Here is a 17,871-nt window from a genome sequence, read left to right on the forward strand (position 1 = left end):
AACTTCAGATTTGGGAGAGTTTCCGTGAATACCGACAACACCGTCTACCAGAATCCGCTGACCGGCCGCTACGCCGGAAAGGAGATGAGCTACATCTGGTCGCCCCAGTACAAACACTCCACCTGGCGCCGGCTGTGGCTGACGCTGGCCCGGTGCGAACAGAAGCTCGGGCTGGACATCACCGACACCCAGATCGAACAGATGAGCGCCCATCTCGAAGACATCGACTTCGACAAAGTCGCCGCCAAAGAAAAAGAGCTGCGCCACGACGTGATGAGCCACATCCACGTGTTCGGCGAACTTTGCCCGGAAGCGATGCCGATCATCCACCTCGGCGCCACCAGCTGCTTCGTGACCGACAACACCGAATTGATCCAGATGCGCGAAGGGTTGAAGGTGATCCGCGGCAAACTGCTCAAGCTGATGGCGCAGCTGGCCGCGTTCTGCGACGAGCACCGCGCGATGCCGACCCTCGGCTTCACCCACTTCCAGCCCGCCCAGCTGACCACGGTCGGCAAGCGGTTCAGCCTCTATCTGCAGGACCTGATGCTCGACTTCGAGCGGGTCGAGGAGGAGATCGAACGCATTCCGTTCCGCAGCGTGAAAGGCACCACCGGCACGCAGGCGAGCTTCCTCGAACTTTTCGACGGCGACCATGCGAAATGCCGCCAACTGGAGCGCGACGTCGCCGCCGGAATGGGCTTTGCCAACGTGGTCGCGGTCTCCGGCCAGACCTACACCCGCAAGATCGACTACTTCGTGATGGCGATCCTCTCCGGCATCGCGCAGACCGCCAGCAAGATGGCGACCGACATCCGGCTGATGGCCAATATGAAGGAGGTCGAAGAACCGTTTGAAAAGAAGCAGATCGGTTCGAGCGCGATGGCCTACAAGCGCAATCCGATGCGCAGCGAACGGGTCTGCTCGCTGGCCCGCTACGTGATGAACCTGCCCGGCAACGCCGCGATGACCGAGGCGACCCAGTGGTTCGAGCGGACCCTCGACGACTCCGCCAACCGCCGCCTGGTGCTGCCCGAAGGCTTCCTCGCGACCGACATCATCCTGTCGCTGCTGATCAACATCACCAACGGCATCCAGCTGTGGCCCAATGTGATCCGGCGCCACATCCAATCGGAACTGCCTTTCATGGCGACCGAGAACCTGCTGATGGCGGCGGTCAAGAAAGGCGGCAACCGGCAGGAACTGCACGAGGTGATCCGCACGCATTCGATGGCCGCCGCGAAGCGGGTCAAAGAGGAGGGCGCCGACAACGACCTGCTCGACCGGCTCCGCAACGATCCGGCCTTCGCGTGCATCCGGGATGAATTCGATTCGCTGCTGGACCCGTCCACTTTCATCGGACGCGCGCCGGAACAGGTCACGGACTTCCTGAACGAGTGCATCCGCCCGATTCTCGGCAGATACAAAGCCGAACTGGACGCCGCCTCCGCCGACGCCGTCAACGTATAACCCGAACGAGAGGAGATCGATATCATGGCTTTTCTGGACGACAACTACCTGATCACCAACGAAACCGGCAAACGCATCTTCAACGCGGTCAAGGACCTGCCGGTGATCGACCCGCACAACCACGCCGACGTGAAGGAGATCGCCGACAACAACTGTTACAGCAACGCGTGGCAGCTCTTCGCCGCGACCGACCACTACGTATGGGAGCTTCTGCGCAAACGCGGCGTGCCGGAAGAGCTGATCACCGGCAAGGCCGATCCCAGATCCAAGTTCCTCGCGATGGCGAAGGTGTTCCCGGAGACGGCGGGCAATCCGCTCTACGAGTGGATCCACCTCGACCTCAGGCGCTACTTCGGCATCGACCTGCTGCTCAACGAAGAGAACGGCCCGAAAATCTGGGAAGAGGTCAACGCGAAGCTCGCGACCGACGCGTTCCGCCCGCAGGCGCTGCTGACCGGGCCGCTGAACGTCGAAGCGATGAGCTCCACCGACGACCTGATCGACACCCTCGAAAACCACGACCGCGCCAACAAGGCGTTCGGGCGCACCCTGATCCGTCCGACGTGGCGTCCGGACAAGGCGATGAAAATTTTCGCTCCGGGCTGGCGCGACTATATCGGACAGGTCGAAAAGCGGTTCGACATGAAGATCGAAACCCTCTCCGACCTGCTCGACGCGACGAAGAAATCCCACGACTTCTTCGCCGAACACGGCTGCCGTGCCAGCGACCACGGCATCGAATATCCGGTGCGCGCCGACTACCGCTTTGAAGACGCCGACGCCGCGTTCCGCAAAGCGCTCTCCGGCAAGGAGCTGACGCAGGAGGAAACCGACTGCTACATGGGCACCTTCCTCGCGGAGGCGGCCGCCCTGAACGCCGAAACCGGCTGGGTCACCCAGCTCCATATCGGCGCGGTGCGCGATGTGCGCAAGACCCTCTTCGACGCGCTCGGGCCCGACGTGGGCGGCGACGTCAGCAGCCACTTCATCGACTACACCCGCCCGCTGGCGACGCTGCTGAACCGCTTCGACGGCAAGCTCAAGGTGGTGCTGTACTGCATGGATGCGATCCACCAGATGTCGCTGGCGACGCTGGCGCGCGCGTTCGGCGAAACGGTGTCGCTCGGTTCGGCGTGGTGGCTCAACGACAACCCGATCGGCATGCGCCGACAGCTCGAATACATCGGTTCGATCGACGCGCTGGCGAATTTCGCGGGCATGGTTTCCGACTCGCGCAAACTGCTGAGCTACGGTTCCCGGTTCGAGATGTTCCGCCGGGTGCTCAGCGACGTGATCGGCGACATGGTCGAGCGCGGTCAGATCCCGGAAGAGGTAGCGACCGACCTCGCGGTGCGGATGTGCTATTCCGGTCCCAAGGCGTTCTGGAACTTGTAATTTTTTATACGGCAGTGTATATTCCTTTCAAAATATATACGGCATAAGCCGCAGTCAATGGACCCATCTCTTCAGAGGAATGAAATGAGCGTAGAAGTAAAGAGCGATTTGTACAAGGCCGCCGGAGTGGATATCGATTTGGCAACCGAGCTGCTCACCCAGGTCAAGCGGAAGTTCGCGCAGACCCGGCGTCCCGAAATGCTGGCTCCGGTCGGCGGTTTCGGCGGGCTTTTCCAGATCGACCTCTCCAGATACAAGGAGCCGGTGATGGTCTCCAGCATCGACGGAGTCGGCACCAAGCTGATGATCGCGATGATGATGGAAAAGTACGACACCGTCGGCCACGACATCGTGAACCACTGCATTGACGATATCGCCGTGCAGGGCGCCGAACCAGTCTACTTCATGGACTACATCGGCATCGGCAAGCTGCGCAGCCCCCTCTATGAGGAAGTGCTGACCGGCATCGCCGACGCCTGCAAAGCCGCCAACGTCGCGGTGCTCGGCGGCGAAACCGCTGAAATGCCCGGCATGTACGGCAATGACTTCGACCTGGTCGGCGTGATCACCGGCATCGTGGAGAAATCCAAGATGATCACCGGCGAGAAGATCCGCCCCGGCCACGTCGCAATCGGTTTCGGCTCGAACGGACTGCACACCAACGGCTTCAGCCTGGCGCGCAAGATCCTGTTCTCGCAGTGCAGCTACAACGTGCGCACCTATCTGGACGAGCTCGGCGAAACGGTCGGCGAAGCGCTGCTCAAGCCGCACACCAGCTATTATCCGGCCATCCGCGAAGCGCAGGAGCGCGGCCTCGCGCTGGACGGCATCGCCCATATCACCGGCGGCGGGCTGTACGACAACGTGCCGCGCATCCTGCCGGAGGACGTGACGGCGGTCTTCAAGACCGACGTGCTGCCGATCCCGCCGATCTTCAAGGTGCTGGTCGAAAAGGGCCATGTCGATCCGATCGAAGCGTACCGGGTCTTCAACATGGGCGTCGGCATGGTCTGGTTCGTGCCGGCCAACGCGGCGGATGAAGCGGTCGAAATCGGCCGCAGCAAGGGGTTCACCACCGGCATCATCGGGGAGATCATCCCCGGACACCGGGACGTGCGGATCCGCTGAACGGCACCATCGCGCAACGGACTGGAGGAAAGTTGAAAGAATGATGAATTTTTCCAAACTGTCCGGTTCAGTCCGGCTGCGCGGCCGTCTGGAGCACTCTCTGCGCAACACCATATCCGGGCTCGGATCACTGTTCCGCTTCGCCGGCGAGAACAGCGAGGAGGCCGCCGCCCGGCGTACTCTGCTGGCGCTGGTCAAAAGCATCCTGCAAAGCCGGGGGCCGCTCTCCGAAGGCGACCTCGACACCCTGCGGCGGATTCTGTCGGCCGATCACTCCCCGTTTGAAGTGGAGCACTTCGTCACGGAGCTGCGCAGCCTGCATCCGATTCCGGTGGAAGAGGCCGCGCCGGTCTTCCTGCCGCTGCCCAGACTCGAACGCGAGAAAATCCTCCGCATGCTGCTGGCGCTCGCCGCCGACAGTACCGGGCTTGATGTGAACCACGCGCTGATTTACGGGCTCGGGCAGCGCCTCGAATTCACGCCGGAAGAATTGGACGCCCTGACTGAAGATGTCGTGGCGCAACGGGTCCGGCGGCAGAAAATCATCCGTTCCGGGGCCGGAATCCTGGTCGCGGTGATCGTGGTCGCGGTCTTCATCCTGACCGCGACGCTGCTGCGGTCGGTAATCTTCGGGCTGATCGCCGCTTATCTGCTGCTGCCGGTGGAAAAATTCTTCGAACGGCGGCTGCGGGCGCGCAAGGGGCTCGGCTATCTGTTCTTCCGCCTGACCGGCTGGCTCGCCCGGCCGCTGCACAGCATCTCCCGCCGGATCAGCCGCAAAGCGCACGACGCCCCGGAAGAGGACGCCGAATCCGTTCAGCTCAAAGCGGAGCGCAAACTGATCACACAGGCGGTTTCGATGACCACCGGCGTGCTGGTGCTGGCACTGTTGGCACTGCTGCTGGTCTTCTCCTCGGTGACCCATCACTATGTATTGAATCTTACCAATTCCGTCAAAGGATGGACGGAGCGCACCTTCACCGATCCTCCCCCGGAACCGGCCGTTCCGCCGGTTGCCGCCCCCGCCTCCGCTCCGGTTGCGTCTCCGCCGGCCGACAGCGGCCGGCAGCTCGGCTTCACCCCCTCCCCCCGTGAAACCCAGCTGGCCGAAACCGGCGCGCAGCGGCTGCTTTCGCAGGGGCAGCTTTATCTGGAACAGTTGCGCGTCCGGTTCGAGAACCTGCCGCTGGTCCGGTTCGGGCTGGACCAGATCAGCAAGCTGCTGAACGATGAATCCGCCCAGCGCGAGCTGGCCGGCATGCTGCTCAAACGCACCGGCGGCATCTTCTCTTTCACCGCCGGCGTACTCGGCATGATCGGCGCGATTCTGGCGGACCTGTTGCTGACTGTTTTCTTTTTCCTGCTCTTCCTGACCAAGTTGGCCGAATTCTGCGAGAAAGGCAGCAGCGCCGACAAGCAGAGCGAATATCTGGTAAGGACCGTCTTCAACGGCAACTGGCTGCCCGACGCCGACGAGGACACCATCGCCGAAGCGCAGCGGATCATCGGCGGCATGCTGCTCAAGCTGCGGGTCTGGGTGCGCGGCTACCTGACGCTGATGCTGGTGGACGCGACGGTCTACACCACGGCCTTTTTCTTCCTCGGTGTCCCCTACTTTCCGATCCTCGGCATGCTGGCCGGCTGCGGCATTCTGCTGCCCTACATCGGCCCGATCCTGTCGGCGATGCTGACCGTGCTGGTCACATTGGCCGTCGGCGGTTCGAGCGCCACCGGCGCCCAGCTCGCGGCGATCATCGCCGTATACCTTATCTATAACGGAGTGATCGAGCAATTCATTCTCTACCCGGCCGTGATCGGGGAGTCGCTCGGGTTGACCACCCTCGAAACCATCATCGTGGTGCTGCTGGGAGCGATTTTCGCCGGAATCCCCGGCATGATCCTCGCCATTCCGGCCTCCTCGATCATCAAATACCTGGTGCCGCAAATTTACAACTGCTTCGGTGAACTGAGGCGGGCCCCTTCATCGGGAAAGGATCGTATTCATGGCTAATATTCTATTCAGGCTGCTCGTCCTTGCCGCGCTGCCGCTGCTGCTGTTGCCGGCGGGCGGCTGCATGAGCGAAATCACCGTCAGCCGGGTTTCGCCCCGCGAACGGGTCAACTACGGCATCAACACGACCGGCGAAGGCATCACTCAGGACACCAGCAACCTGCTGGCCAACTTCCTGCTGACCGATCTCTACGAGGACGATCCGCCGGCGCTGATCTCCCGGCTCCAGCAGCTGTTCAAAAACGAGCCGCGGCCGGAATACCTGTGCGCGCTGGCCGATTCCGCCTTGAACCTCGGACTGCGGTACGCTTCCAAACCGGATCTCGCGATCCAGTATTACCTCGCCGCGGCGCTCTACAGTTACGGCTATCTGGTCGCGCTGGACGATCCCGGTTCCCGCCCCTACAGCGAAGAGCGCGTGACCATGATCCGCATCTACAATGTCGCCATCACCGAAATTTTCGCTTATCTGCACAAACGCGACCTCTACCGGAACAACTCTTTCGAGCTTACCTCCATCGGCGGGCAAAAGGTCACCTTCACAGCGCCGCTCTACCGGCTGCCGCTGCCGGAGAGCAGCTACTCGGACTTCCTGCTCTGCGCCGACTACCGCCCCGAAAACCTGACCCATGTCAGCCGCCGGTTCGGGATCGGCGCGCCGCTGATCTGCCAGATCAAACCGCATTCCGAGGCGGATGCCGCCCGGTTCGCCGACCAGCAGGCGCTGCCCGCGACGCTGGCCATCCGCTTCGATCAGAACAACAACAGGTGGGACGACGTGACCGCCCGGCTGGAATTTCTGGACTCGCGTAATATCGATTCCACCCGGGTCGGACGGAATGAAATTCCGCTGGAACTGGATTTTTCGACTCCGCTGGCCTACATGGTCCGCAATCCTCCTCCATTCGGCTACCTCGAATACATGCTCAACCCGGATAAAACCCGCCGGATGCAGGGGCTCTATATGATGGAGCCGTACAGCGACGACCGGATTCCGGTGGTGTTCGTGCATGGGCTGATGTCCAACACCCGGACCTGGATGCAGATGATCAACACGCTGCAGAACGATCCGGTGCTGCGCAAATATTATCAGTTCTGGGGATTTTCCTACTCCAGCGGCAATCCGGTGCTCTACTCCGCGCAGATGCTCCGGGATGACCTCAACACCGAAGCCGAGCGGCTTAAAGCCACCGGCCTCTCCGACAAGATGTTCAACCGGATGGTCGTGGTCGGCCATTCCATGGGCGGGCTCCTCAGCAAAACCCTGATCATGAATGCCGACAACCGCCTGATCGAGCCCCTGTTGGGCAGCTCCTACAAGGGAACCCTCGACAACCTGTCCCCCGACCAACGGGACTTCGTAAGCCGGATGCTGGACTTCAGCGCCCTGCCTTTCGTGAAGCGGGTGATCTTCATCGCGGTGCCGCACCGGGGTTCCACTCTGGCCCGCAGCACTCTCGGCCAATTCGGCGCTTCCCTGATCCACCTGCCGAGCTCCCTGGTCAAGGACGGCGAAGGGCTCATCGGCAACCTGATGCAGCACGGCTACCTGATGCCCAACGATTCCAGGCATCACACCGGCATCGACAACCTTGACCCGGATGACAAGACCATGTCGCTGCTGAACAAGATCCCCTTCGTCTCCGGCATTCCGTATCACTCCATCATCGGCAACCGGAAATTCGCCGGAGCGCCGGGCGGTTCCGACGGAATCGTCCCGTACAGCAGCAGCCACCTCGACGGCGCGGCCAGCGAACTGGTGGTCAAATCCGACCACAGCGTCCAGCAGAACCCGCTGGCGATCCAGGAGATGCGCCGCATCCTGCTGGAGCATCTCAAGCAGTATCCCGACCTCAAAATCGATTCGCCCGAACTTCCCAAGAACCTGAATCCGGAACCATGAACTTCAAAACCCTGTCGACCGTCTGCCGCCGCCGTATCCTGAAACCGCTTTCCGCCGTCCTGCTCGGACTGGCCGCCCTCTGGTGTACCGGCGCGGTCCACTATACGATCTGGGCCGGCATCGGTCCGGTGATCTTCCTGCTGCTGGCGGCGGCGCTGCTGACGCTGGGCTTCCGCAACCGCAACTACTGGTACGGGCTGACCGGTCTGGAGCTGGCCGTCATCGTCTGGTTCGCCGCCCTGACGCCGGAGCGCCAGTTCCGCGACACGAAGTGGCAGCGGCCGTGGGGCCGGATGCCGCAGACGGCGTTCAACGGCACCCTCGCCGCGGTCCGGGACATCCGCGACTTCAAGTACCGGACGCCCGAGGATTACGACATCCACTATATCGACGGCACCTACGACATCGATCAGGTCCGGACCGTCGACGTCGCGGTCTCCCATTGGGACGGCATGGAAAAGATCGCCCATACCATGCTCAGTTTCGGCTTTGCCGACGGCCGTTATCTGGCGTTGTCGATGGAAACCCGCCTGCCGGAAGGCAAGGAGCAGGGGTTCCTGCCCGGCTTCTACAAGCAGTACGAAATCATCATGGTGCTGGCCACCGAGGAGGACCTTTTCAAGCTGCGCACCGACTACCGGGGCGAAGAGCTTTATCTCTACCGCACCAACGCGACGCCCGAACAGGCCCGGCAGATGTTCCGGCTGCTGCTGGAAGGCGCCGACCGGCTGTACCGGGAGCCGGCCTACTACAACAGCATCACGCAGAACTGCACCACCAGTCTCGCACCGCTGCTGCGGCTGATCAACCCGAGTTTCGAAGGAGACATCCGGCTGCTGCTCAACGGCGAATCCGACCAGCTCCTCTATGAACTGGGCTATCTGAAACACCGGGACGGCGAGAGTTTTCCCGAGCTGAAGAAGCGGCGTTACGTAAACCAGTATCTGGGTGCGCCGGTTTCCGACTATTCCGCCGCAATTCGGCAGAATCTCTGATTTTACCTCAATCAGTAAGGCCGCGCGGCCCCCTTGGAGCTTCCGTGCTTTCCGTGCCAGTCCGTGGACACAATGCCCGGAAAGGCCGGACGGCAACCTTGGAGTGCGGAGCCCGAAGGGCTTGCTCCCGCTTCGCGGGAGTAAGATTCATCTCCGCTTTCCAGTCACGCGTGAGTTTTATGGTTGGCTTGTCATTGCATCAAGAACAGGCAAGGTGCCCGGAGGGTAACAACTTTTGAGCGCAAGAACAGGCAAGGTGCCCGGAGGGTAGCGAGCACCGCACCTCCGGCCTGCGGATGGCTCCGGGGGACGTCGCGCACGTCCCCCGGACCCCCTCGCCGGTGGCGGAGGCCGGTCCGGTTGCAGGGCACTTCCGCTCGCGGGCGCGGCTTCGCCGCTTACTTGCCGGGCTGCGCCCGTCAACTCCTCAGCGTTCGCTGCGCTCACTACGCCGGAGGGGCTTCGCTCACTACGTTCGGCTTCGTCACTATCGTTCCTCGTTACTTGCTGCCGCAAGTAATTCCCTCACATTCGTTCGCGGCGCTGACCGCGCTTGTTGTGCGCCGCGTAAATGGTGTTACGGCCTTATTTGTGCGCCGCGTAAATGGTGTTGCTGACCGACCGATGCTTCGCCTGTACTAGTTGCCCGCACGCCCCCCGGAGGGGCATTGGCGGGCGCACCCGGCAGCGGCACCTTGCCGCCACCTTGCCGCCACCTTGCCGCATAAAAAATCGGGATTTTTAAAAAATAAGGCGAAAATTTTCTAAAAAAAGATGATTTCAGCACTTGCATATCGGGTCTTTTTTAATCATAATAATAGTTAGATGGTACTGCTCACATTCCAAACACACTTGGAATATTTCAACAGGCAGCAGCCCAAAAATGATTATAAGGAGATTGGAAAATGAAGAAAACTCGTGGGTTCACCCTTATTGAGCTGCTCGTCGTTATCGCGATTATCGCGATTCTGGCGGGCATGCTGCTTCCGGCGTTGAATCAGGCCCGTGAAAAAGCCCGCCGCATTTCCTGCGTCAGCAACTTGAAGCAGATCGGCACCTCATTGCAGACTTACGCGATCGACTTTGAAAGCCGTTTCCCCTCTCTGGCCGGAGCCGAAGGCTTTGAAGTTCTGCGCGCCAATGATTACCTGACCGATTACGCTATTTATGTCTGCCCGTCCTCCACCACCACGAAAGGCTCCGGAACCGACGAACTGGAAGCCGAGAACGCCGACTATGCCTTTGCTGGAAATATGATGGCGGGTGACTCCGCCATGTACGGCAGAGCCGATTCCGGTATTGCAATCGACAAAAGCGGTTACAGCGGCCAAGCCTCTAATGGCGGTCAAGCCAACCATTCCAAATATGGTTCAATCCTGTTTCAGGGCGGTCATGTAACCGGTTTTACCGGGACTGCTGCTGAGTCCGTCTCCAAAGGAGGCATTACCGTCAGTAATGCCGGAGCTTGGAACAGCGTCCAAAATGCCGGTTATACCATGACTTTCTCCGGCGGTACGGACGAAGGCGGTGAAGCGGCAGAAGGTGACTAAGTTTTCAGAAAAAGTAATATCGGACCGGAGGTCTCCTCCGGTTTCCGGTAGAAGTAAAACTCAATAAACCGGAGAAAGACCTGAACGACATATAAACTCCTTGATAACCTAAATCGGTGTTGAACCGCGTTTCATGCGAATATTTTTTCCCAAAAACCTCAAAAAACGGGGTTTTTATGAAAAAAAGGCAAAAAAAGTCGAAAAATAAATGGTTTCGGTCTTGCATATTTCGGATTTTTTTGCTAAAATATAAGCAACGAGCGCGGAGCTGTTCCTATTTGTTCAAATATTGAAACGAATCAGTGGACGACGCCGAAACAGAAATTATCAAAGGAGATAAAAAATGAAAAAAAGTCGTGGGTTCACCCTTATTGAGCTGCTCGTCGTGATCGCGATTATCGCGATTCTGGCGGGTATGCTGCTGCCGGCTCTGAACCAGGCCCGTGAGAAGGCCCGTCGTATTTCCTGCACCAGCAACCTGAAGCAGATCGGTACCTCTCTGAAGACCTACTCGATCGACTTCGAAAGCCGTCTGCCCTCTGATGCGGGTGTCGATGGTTTTGAAGTTCTGCGTGTCAATGACTACCTGACCGACTACAGCATTTACATCTGTCCGTCGTCCACCACCACCAAAGGCAGTGGCACCCAGGCTTTGACTGAGAATGGTACTGCAGGCACGAAAGGCAGCCTCAGTGACTACTACTATGCCGGTGGTATGATGGAGGGCGATTCGGCGACTTATGGCCGTGCGGATTCCGGTATCGCTGCCGACAGGATCAAGACTGCAAGTAAGTCGAATGGTGGCCAGGCCAATCACTCCAAGTATGGCAACGTCCTCTTCCAGGGCGGTCATGTGACTGGTTTTACCGGTCAGAAGGAAATGGCGACTGATGACGCGTTCATCACTGATGGCGCTTACTGGCACAGCAAGACCAATGTTGGTGCAACTCAGACCTTTGGTTACGCCAAGGACAAGCGTGTGGGCTCTGGTAGCTAATAAACTCAATTTGTGACTTCTGATCACAAATAATGAAATGGAGGGCTATTTGAATGCCCTCCATTTTTCATTCTCATTCCAAGTCCATGAACAATAACTTCTTTACCTTTCCAACTGCTTCTCTTTTTCTATTGTGTTTTACTGCTTATCCGTTGGGATTTGGAAAAGTATTGTTCGGTTCCGTCCCCTATTTTGGGGATGTGCCTCTTGTTGACCTGAATGTCCTGCCTTTTTTCGCCGCCGCGCTGATCTTTCTCCGTCCCGGCTTTCTGTCCGGCCTTTGGCTGAAAGATGGCTTATCACGCTGGCTGCTGCTGACGACCGGAGCGGGAATCCTGCTGGCTACCGTGCAGCAATTCCGGCTATCCGGCCCCTCCGACCGTTTCTGTGTCGCCCTTTTCTACCTATTGCTCCCGCTGGCGGGCTGCGCCTGGGCCGACAGCTGGAGACGGCAGCTCCCGTTTTTCTTTACCGGCCTTGCCGTTATTACTCTGATCATCAACTTCAACGAGTTTTTTCATAAACTGGAACCGATCGGTTTATCCGGGAACTGGAACTGGAATCAGACCCTTCTTGCCGTTTCCCTGCCGTTCCCGTTCCTGCTGCTGTGCCGGAAACACGCCCGGCTTGTGATCCTGACCGCCGCCTCTTCCGCCGTTTTTCTGCTGTGGCTGCTTTTTCCGGCCAACACCAGCCGCGCCGCCATCATCGCGATTCCAGGCGCCGCGCTGGTGCTGCTCTGCTCACAGCTGGGAGCGACCAGCCGGATCAGGGTGCTTCCCGCGATTCTCGTCGCGGCCGGAGGAGTCGCCCTGTTCCTGACCGTCATGCTTGCGCCCCCGGCTCCGATCGCGGCGGAACTCAATGCGGATTCCCGCATCCAGCTCTGGCGCGGCGCTTTCGACCTGGTCAACAACAATATTCTTTTCGGAGTGGGACCGGGGCGGTTCGAGGACGTGATTCCCCATTATCTGCCGGAGGATTATTTCCGAACCCCGTTCGTCGCCGACCGTCACCCCCATCCGCACAACGAGATTCTGCTTTATCTCTCCAACTTCGGCGTCATCGGCCTGATCTGGGCGGTACTGCTGATCACGGTATTGGTCCGCGGCATTATCCGGCTCAGGAGCTTCGACCGGATCGGGCTCGGACTTGCCTTTGCCGCGCTGGTGCTGCTGCTCCACGGCCAGCTCGACGTATTGCTCTCCACTCCGCTGGCGGGAGGGATCTTTCTGCTGCTGGCAGGCATGTTCTGGAAGTCCGGCGCTCCCCGCCCGGAACCGGTCCAAACGGCAATCCCCGTTCGCGCCCGCCGGATCGCCGCTTTGTTCTGCATACTGGCCGGGGTATATATCGCATGGGGAAATTTCGCCTCCGGGCTTGCGTTGCGTTCCGCCCGGCTGGCCCGGGACCGGGGGGATATTCCGAAAGCGTCGGCTGACCTGCAAAAGAGCCTGAACGTCAAGCCGACGCCGCAGGCTTATCTGTTTCAAGGCTCCATCGAACTCTTCGACCGCAAAGATCCGGTCGCCGCGGCAGATGCGTTCGGGGAACTGGAAAAGCGGCTCGGACTTTCCAATTATTCCCACGCCAACGGGCTGATGGCGCGCGCGCTGGCCTCCTCCGGCCGGGAGAAGGAAGCGCTGGTCTACTTCGAGCGGGAACAGCGCAATTTCCCGTTGAGCGGGCTCAACGCGGGCTTCGCACTGATGGTGCTCCGCCGCAACGCTTCGCCGGAGATCGTCAGCGCCGCGGAGGAGCGTTTCCACACCGTGATGGCGGCCAAAGGGCTGACGCCGGCTGATTTTCCGTTGCTGCTCCGCAATCCCCTCTGGGATGATTCGCCGCTGCTGCTCCGGGAAGGCCTGGAGAAACAGCGATGAACCTTGAACTGCATCTCGCCCAGCTCCAGCAACCGCCGGCGATCGCGCTGATTGCTTCGGTGCTTATGCTGGCGGCGGGGTACGGAATCGGCGTACTGGCGACGCTTCCATTTCCCGCCATCCGCCGTTCCGTTCTGCGCGTTCTGCTTCTGACGGTGCTGGGGCTCGACCTGATCGCCCTTTGCAGCCTGTTTGCGGCCCCTCTGGTCGCGATGGCTCCCCGGCCTGTACTCTGGGCCGTTTCGGGAGCTGCGGCTCTCTACGGGGCTTTCCGGCTCCGCCGCGACCTCTCCGGCATCTTCAAGCAGCCGGTGCTGCTGCTGTTCACCGCCGGCTTCGGCGTGTTCACCCTCGGTTCGGCCCTCTGCCTGCCTTATGCGTGGGATGAACAGGTCTATCAGGCCGCCCTTCCCTTCCGCTATCTGGCGCAGGGCTCGGCGGCGGTCCTGCCGGACAACCCTTATTCGGCGCTGGCGTCGATGAACCACTTCCTGCTGCTGATCCCCTGCAAGCTCGGCGGAGTGCTGATGCCCCGGCTGCTGGTATGGAGCAGCTATCTGCTGATTTTCCCGTGGTTCTATCTGTTGCTGGAGCGGCGCGGCAAGGTTGCGGCGGCCATATTGACGCTGGCAGTCGTGCTGGCTCCGGTCACGCCGGTGATGAACCGCAACGCCTATGCGGAAGGTTATATCCTGTTGAATCTCCTCGCCGGGCTGACCGCCCTGCGGCTCTGCCGGAAGCAGCCGCTGCCGATGGCGCTGTACCTCGGATTTTTTTCCGGCATGGCGGCGGCGGTCAAACTGACCGGCGGCGGGGTGTCGCTGGCGCTTTTCTTCCTGTGGCTCGGCACGCTGGACCGCGACCGTCTCCGGCGTTTCGGCTGTTATGCGGCGGGAGCCGTGCTCGGAATGGCTCCCTTCTATTTGCGCACTTTCCTCTGCACCGGCAATCCGTTCTATCCCTACGGCTCGTTCCTGTTCGCCCCCGGAACTCCCGCCGCCGAGGTGGAACTTTACCACACTCAACTCGGCAGCCACCTTTACGGCCTCTCCGGCATTTCCGGCATTCTGTCAGGCTGGATTCTGGCGGCGTTCGACCGAAAGACGTTCGACGGCGTGACTTTCGGCTGGCAGTTCCTGCTGATGGCGGCGGCCGCCGCGACGGCGGCATGGCTGACCGGCAGGCGTTCGCCCGGACGGTTCCGAATACTGCGTTACCCGGTTTTCGCGGTATCGGCGCTCTATTTGTTCTGGGCGTTCAGTTCGCAGCAGACCCGCTTTCTGTACCCGCTGCTCTTTCTCGCCGCCCTCGGCGCCGGTTTCCTGATGCCGCTTCTTACCATGAAACAGCGGCGGCTCTGTCTGATCGCGATCGGTGCGGCCGCAGCTTTCAGCATCTTCCCGCCCGGCTTCAACCACTACCGGCAGGCGTGGAAACTGCACACGCTTTCAACACGCGAACCGGTAAAATTCCTGTCGTTCGCCGCGCGCGATCCGGAATATTTCACCATGCTTGAATACATCGGCAAACATATCCCCGCCGACAGCCGGTTGCTGCTGGTCTTCGAGCGGCGCGGGCTCTACGTTCCCCGTGAATACCGGATCGGCACGCCCTGTTTCCAGCAGGCGCACTTCACCCCGGTTCCGGCGGATGCCGCCGGAACACTCTCCGCGATCCGGCACTCCGGGGCGGACTACCTGCTGATCGGCGCAAGCAGTCAGGACCCGGATTATCTCGAAGCCTACAACGAAGAAAACGCCAGGCTCGCCGGGCACCTCCGCACCCTGCTGCGGGACGGCGCGCTGACTCTCGTGGAAGTTCCGGGCACGGGGGCTTATACGCTGTTGAAAGTCAACTGACCGCGGTGTATATTACTTGGATTACTGCAATTCAACAAAACGGAAGTTTTATGGAACATAACAATCTCGCCATCCGCCGGGAAGTCGTCAAACAGGCCCGGCAGGTCATCGTCAAGGCCGGCACCCGCCTGCTCACCAGCCAGGAAGCGATCGCGGAGCTGGTCGAAGGCATCGACGCATTGCGCCGCCACGGCAGCCGGGTGTTGCTGGTCTCCTCCGGCGCGGTCGGCATGGGAATGCGCATCCTCGGGCTCAAAAAACGCCCGAAGGAGCTCGCGCAGGTACAGGCGCTCGCGGCGATCGGGCAGTCCCGGCTGATGTCGATCTACGACGAGGAGTGCGGCAAGCGGAACTTCAAGACCGCCCAGCTGCTGCTCACCGCCGACGACCTGCGCAGCCGCAAACGGTATCTGAACGTGATGAACTGCATCAACGCGCTGTGGGAAAACGGCGTGCTGCCGATCGTGAATGAGAACGACCCGGTTTCGGTCGACGAGCTGAAATTCGGCGACAACGACACGCTCGCCGGAATGCTCGCGTCGCTGACCGATTCGCAACTGACCATCATCCTGACCACCGAGCAGGGGTTGCGCGAACGCGTCGACGGCGTGCTCGGCGACCGGATCAGCGTGGTGGAGTCGCTCGACGAAACGGTCAAGGCCATGGCGGGCGACACCGACAATTCGGAATTTTCGATCGGCGGCATGAGCTCGAAATTGCGCGCCGCCGAGATCGTGACCGCCGCCGGGGAATATCTGTGGATCGCCGACGGACGGGTCAAAGGCATCCTCAATTCGATCATGAACGGCGAGGACGTCGGGACGGTCTTCCTGCCGCGCCGCCACCGCCTGACCGGGCGCAAACGGTGGATCACTTTTTTCAGCAGGATTTCCGGCGTGCTGCTGGTCGATGCGGGGGCGGCAAGGGCGGTCAAAGAGCAGGGCAAAAGCCTGCTGCCCTCCGGCGTGAAGTTCGTATCGGGCGTTTTCAAGCGGGGCGACGCGGTCGAAATCTCCGGACCGGACGGCGTCCCCTTCGCGCGCGGGCTGGTCAACTTCGAGGCCTCCGACTGCCTGAAGATCTGCGGCCGCCACTCCGACGAGATCCACGCCATTCTCGGCCCGAATGTGGACGATGAACTGATCCACCGCGACAACCTGACACTGCTGTAAATCCATGAAAATCTTTATCAAAACCTACGGCTGCCAGATGAACGAACGCGACTCCGAAGCGTTCGCCGGGATGCTGGTGGAAGCGGGGCACACGATGGTCGACTCCGAAGAACAGGCCGACGTATTGCTCTTCAACACATGCAGCGTCCGTGAGCAGGCCGAGCGCAAGGCGATCGGCAAGATCGGCTTTATGAAAAAGCTCAAGGCAAAGCATCCCGAACTGATCATCGGCGCGATGGGCTGCATGGCGCAGCGGCTCGGCAACGACCTCCTGAAAGAGCTGCCCCACCTCGACTTCGTGCTCGGCACCGGGCAGCTGCATACGCTGGTCCCGCTGATCGAATCGATCCGGGCCGACCGGCGGCAGGTCGCAAGCCTCAATGAATCCGAAGCGGTGCTGACCGGTATGGGCAGTCATTACCGCCCTGCCGGAGATGTGCGGAACTGGCACGCGCAGATCGCGATCACCCGCGGCTGCAACCGCTTCTGCAGCTACTGCATCGTGCCGTATGTGCGCGGCCGTGAAATCAGCCGCGATCCCGGCGATGTGGTCCGGGAGGCCCGCGAGCTGGTGGCCGCCGGAGCCCGCGAGCTCATGCTGCTCGGCCAGAATGTCGCCGCCTACGGACTCGGCGGCAACACCAATCCGCCGGAAGACGGCAGTTCCCCCTTTGCGGAACTGCTCGAAGAACTGGACCGGATTCCGGAGCTGCTGCGCATCCGTTTCACCTCGCCCTATCCGACCTACTTCAACGGGCGGCTGATCGACGCGATCGCCAAAAGCCGGACGGTCTGCCACAACATCCACCTGCCGTTGCAATCGGGTTCGGACCGGATGCTCAAGGCGATGAACCGGCAGTACACCCATGATTCCTATCTGGAGGTAGTGAACCGCATCCGCGCCGCCATGCCGGATGTGACTTTCTCCACCGACGTGATCGTCGGCTTCCCCGGCGAAACCGACGGGGATTTCAAGCAGACCCGCGAGGTGATGAACACGGTCGGCTTCGACAACTCCTTCATCTTCAAATATTCGCCCCGCCCGGGAGCCAGATCCGCCGCCCTTGCGGATTCGGTTCCGCAGGAGGTCAAGGAGGAACGCAACCAGATCCTGCTCAATGACCTGAAGCTCCGTGTCGAAGCCTTCCTGAAACAGCAGATCGGCACCACGCAGGAGATATTGGTCGAGGGGGTCAGCCCCCGGAATCCGGCCCGCTGGTGCGGACGAACCGGCACCAACCGGCTGATCCATTTCGAGCCGGAGGAGGGATTGCAGGCCGGAACGCTGCGCTCCGTGACCGTGACCCGCGCCGGAAGCGTCTCTCTATTCGGCGAACTGGTTTAGGAGCCGCACGCGCCTGCCGTGCCCGACCTCACATTTTCACGCTGTATGCAAATCCCCATTCAGGAAACTTGCACACGGCGTATTTTCGCCCTTTACCACTTGCATATTGCCATACTCTGAGGTATAATAGCATTGAGGGGTCATTGGGGGCTGTTCAAACGAT

13 protein-coding genes are annotated in these 17,871 nt (G+C 60.6%); 12 read left to right on the top strand and 1 reads right to left on the bottom strand.

The window, feature by feature from the left end; translation table 11 throughout:
- Positions 1–24 precede the first annotated feature (24 nt).
- The 6 genes from purB to C8D82_RS08330 all read left to right on the top strand — a co-directional run bounded on the left by purB (position 25) and on the right by C8D82_RS08330 (position 8,902).
- On the top strand, positions 25–1,470 hold the full coding sequence (gene purB / locus C8D82_RS08305) for an adenylosuccinate lyase (RefSeq protein ID WP_116883807.1): 1,446 nt from the start codon (positions 25–27) through the stop codon (positions 1,468–1,470).
- A 24-nt stretch (positions 1,471–1,494) separates the two neighbouring features.
- Positions 1,495–2,865: a glucuronate isomerase gene (gene uxaC / locus C8D82_RS08310; RefSeq protein ID WP_116883808.1), complete on the top strand. Its 1,371-nt coding sequence runs from the start codon at positions 1,495–1,497 to the stop codon at positions 2,863–2,865.
- Positions 2,866–2,949: 84 nt separating this feature from the next.
- Positions 2,950–3,993, top strand: coding sequence for a phosphoribosylformylglycinamidine cyclo-ligase (purM, locus tag C8D82_RS08315; protein WP_165832935.1), 1,044 nt, complete (start codon positions 2,950–2,952; stop codon positions 3,991–3,993).
- 40 nt (positions 3,994–4,033) lie between these two features.
- Positions 4,034–6,004 carry an AI-2E family transporter gene (locus C8D82_RS08320; RefSeq protein ID WP_165832936.1) on the top strand — a complete coding sequence of 657 codons (1,971 nt, stop codon included), beginning with the start codon at positions 4,034–4,036 and terminating at the stop codon, positions 6,002–6,004.
- Positions 5,997–7,907: an esterase/lipase family protein gene (locus C8D82_RS08325; protein WP_116883811.1), complete on the top strand. Its 1,911-nt coding sequence runs from the start codon at positions 5,997–5,999 to the stop codon at positions 7,905–7,907. Before C8D82_RS08320 ends, C8D82_RS08325 begins: the two co-directional genes overlap by 8 nt.
- Positions 7,904–8,902, top strand: coding sequence for an Lnb N-terminal periplasmic domain-containing protein (locus C8D82_RS08330; RefSeq protein WP_116883812.1), 999 nt, complete (start codon positions 7,904–7,906; stop codon positions 8,900–8,902). Before C8D82_RS08325 ends, C8D82_RS08330 begins: the two co-directional genes overlap by 4 nt.
- 577 nt (positions 8,903–9,479) lie before the next feature.
- On the opposite strand, the gene C8D82_RS20630 is transcribed toward C8D82_RS08330, so the two are convergent.
- The gene (locus tag C8D82_RS20630) at positions 9,480–9,695 is read right to left on the bottom strand and encodes a hypothetical protein (RefSeq protein ID WP_133245114.1); all 216 of its coding nucleotides are present in this window, start codon (positions 9,693–9,695) and stop codon (positions 9,480–9,482) included.
- 112 nt (positions 9,696–9,807) lie between these two features.
- Here C8D82_RS20630 and C8D82_RS08335 point away from each other — a divergent pair, with 112 nt between their 5' ends.
- The 6 genes from C8D82_RS08335 (at position 9,808) to miaB (ending at position 17,708) form a co-directional block, all read left to right on the top strand.
- Positions 9,808–10,452 carry a type II secretion system protein gene (locus tag C8D82_RS08335; RefSeq protein WP_116883813.1) on the top strand — a complete coding sequence of 215 codons (645 nt, stop codon included), beginning with the start codon at positions 9,808–9,810 and terminating at the stop codon, positions 10,450–10,452.
- A 343-nt stretch (positions 10,453–10,795) separates the two neighbouring features.
- Complete coding sequence (locus C8D82_RS08340) at positions 10,796–11,449, top strand: type II secretion system protein (RefSeq protein WP_116883814.1); 654 nt, start codon at positions 10,796–10,798, stop codon at positions 11,447–11,449.
- A 200-nt stretch (positions 11,450–11,649) separates the two neighbouring features.
- Positions 11,650–13,332, top strand: a complete 1,683-nt coding sequence (locus C8D82_RS08345) for an O-antigen ligase family protein (RefSeq protein ID WP_165832937.1) — start codon at positions 11,650–11,652, stop codon at positions 13,330–13,332.
- On the top strand, positions 13,329–15,191 hold the full coding sequence (locus tag C8D82_RS08350) for a DUF8201 family protein (RefSeq protein WP_116883816.1): 1,863 nt from the start codon (positions 13,329–13,331) through the stop codon (positions 15,189–15,191). Before C8D82_RS08345 ends, C8D82_RS08350 begins: the two co-directional genes overlap by 4 nt.
- Positions 15,192–15,241: 50 nt before the next feature.
- Complete coding sequence (proB, locus tag C8D82_RS08355; protein ID WP_116883817.1) at positions 15,242–16,363, top strand: glutamate 5-kinase; 1,122 nt, start codon at positions 15,242–15,244, stop codon at positions 16,361–16,363.
- A gap of 4 nt (positions 16,364–16,367) precedes the next feature.
- A complete protein-coding gene (gene miaB, locus C8D82_RS08360) occupies positions 16,368–17,708 on the top strand; it encodes a tRNA (N6-isopentenyl adenosine(37)-C2)-methylthiotransferase MiaB (RefSeq protein WP_116883818.1) in 1,341 nt (446 codons plus the stop codon).
- Positions 17,709–17,871 lie beyond the last annotated feature (163 nt).

Source organism: Victivallis vadensis (genome assembly GCF_003096415.1).
Taxonomy (GTDB): Bacteria; Verrucomicrobiota; Lentisphaeria; order Victivallales; family Victivallaceae; genus Victivallis; species Victivallis vadensis.

Coding starts and splice junctions, on each gene's coding strand:
- uxaC (WP_116883808.1), top strand. CDS start 1,495: ATGGCTTTTCTGGACGACAACTACCTGATCACCAACGAAACCGGCAAA.
- purM (WP_165832935.1), top strand. CDS start 2,950: ATGAGCGTAGAAGTAAAGAGCGATTTGTACAAGGCCGCCGGAGTGGAT.
- C8D82_RS08320 (WP_165832936.1), top strand. CDS start 4,034: ATGATGAATTTTTCCAAACTGTCCGGTTCAGTCCGGCTGCGCGGCCGT.
- C8D82_RS08325 (WP_116883811.1), top strand. CDS start 5,997: ATGGCTAATATTCTATTCAGGCTGCTCGTCCTTGCCGCGCTGCCGCTG.
- C8D82_RS08330 (WP_116883812.1), top strand. CDS start 7,904: ATGAACTTCAAAACCCTGTCGACCGTCTGCCGCCGCCGTATCCTGAAA.
- C8D82_RS20630 (WP_133245114.1), bottom strand. CDS start 9,695: ATGCAAGTGCTGAAATCATCTTTTTTTAGAAAATTTTCGCCTTATTTT.
- C8D82_RS08335 (WP_116883813.1), top strand. CDS start 9,808: ATGAAGAAAACTCGTGGGTTCACCCTTATTGAGCTGCTCGTCGTTATC.
- C8D82_RS08340 (WP_116883814.1), top strand. CDS start 10,796: ATGAAAAAAAGTCGTGGGTTCACCCTTATTGAGCTGCTCGTCGTGATC.
- C8D82_RS08350 (WP_116883816.1), top strand. CDS start 13,329: ATGAACCTTGAACTGCATCTCGCCCAGCTCCAGCAACCGCCGGCGATC.
- proB (WP_116883817.1), top strand. CDS start 15,242: ATGGAACATAACAATCTCGCCATCCGCCGGGAAGTCGTCAAACAGGCC.
- miaB (WP_116883818.1), top strand. CDS start 16,368: ATGAAAATCTTTATCAAAACCTACGGCTGCCAGATGAACGAACGCGAC.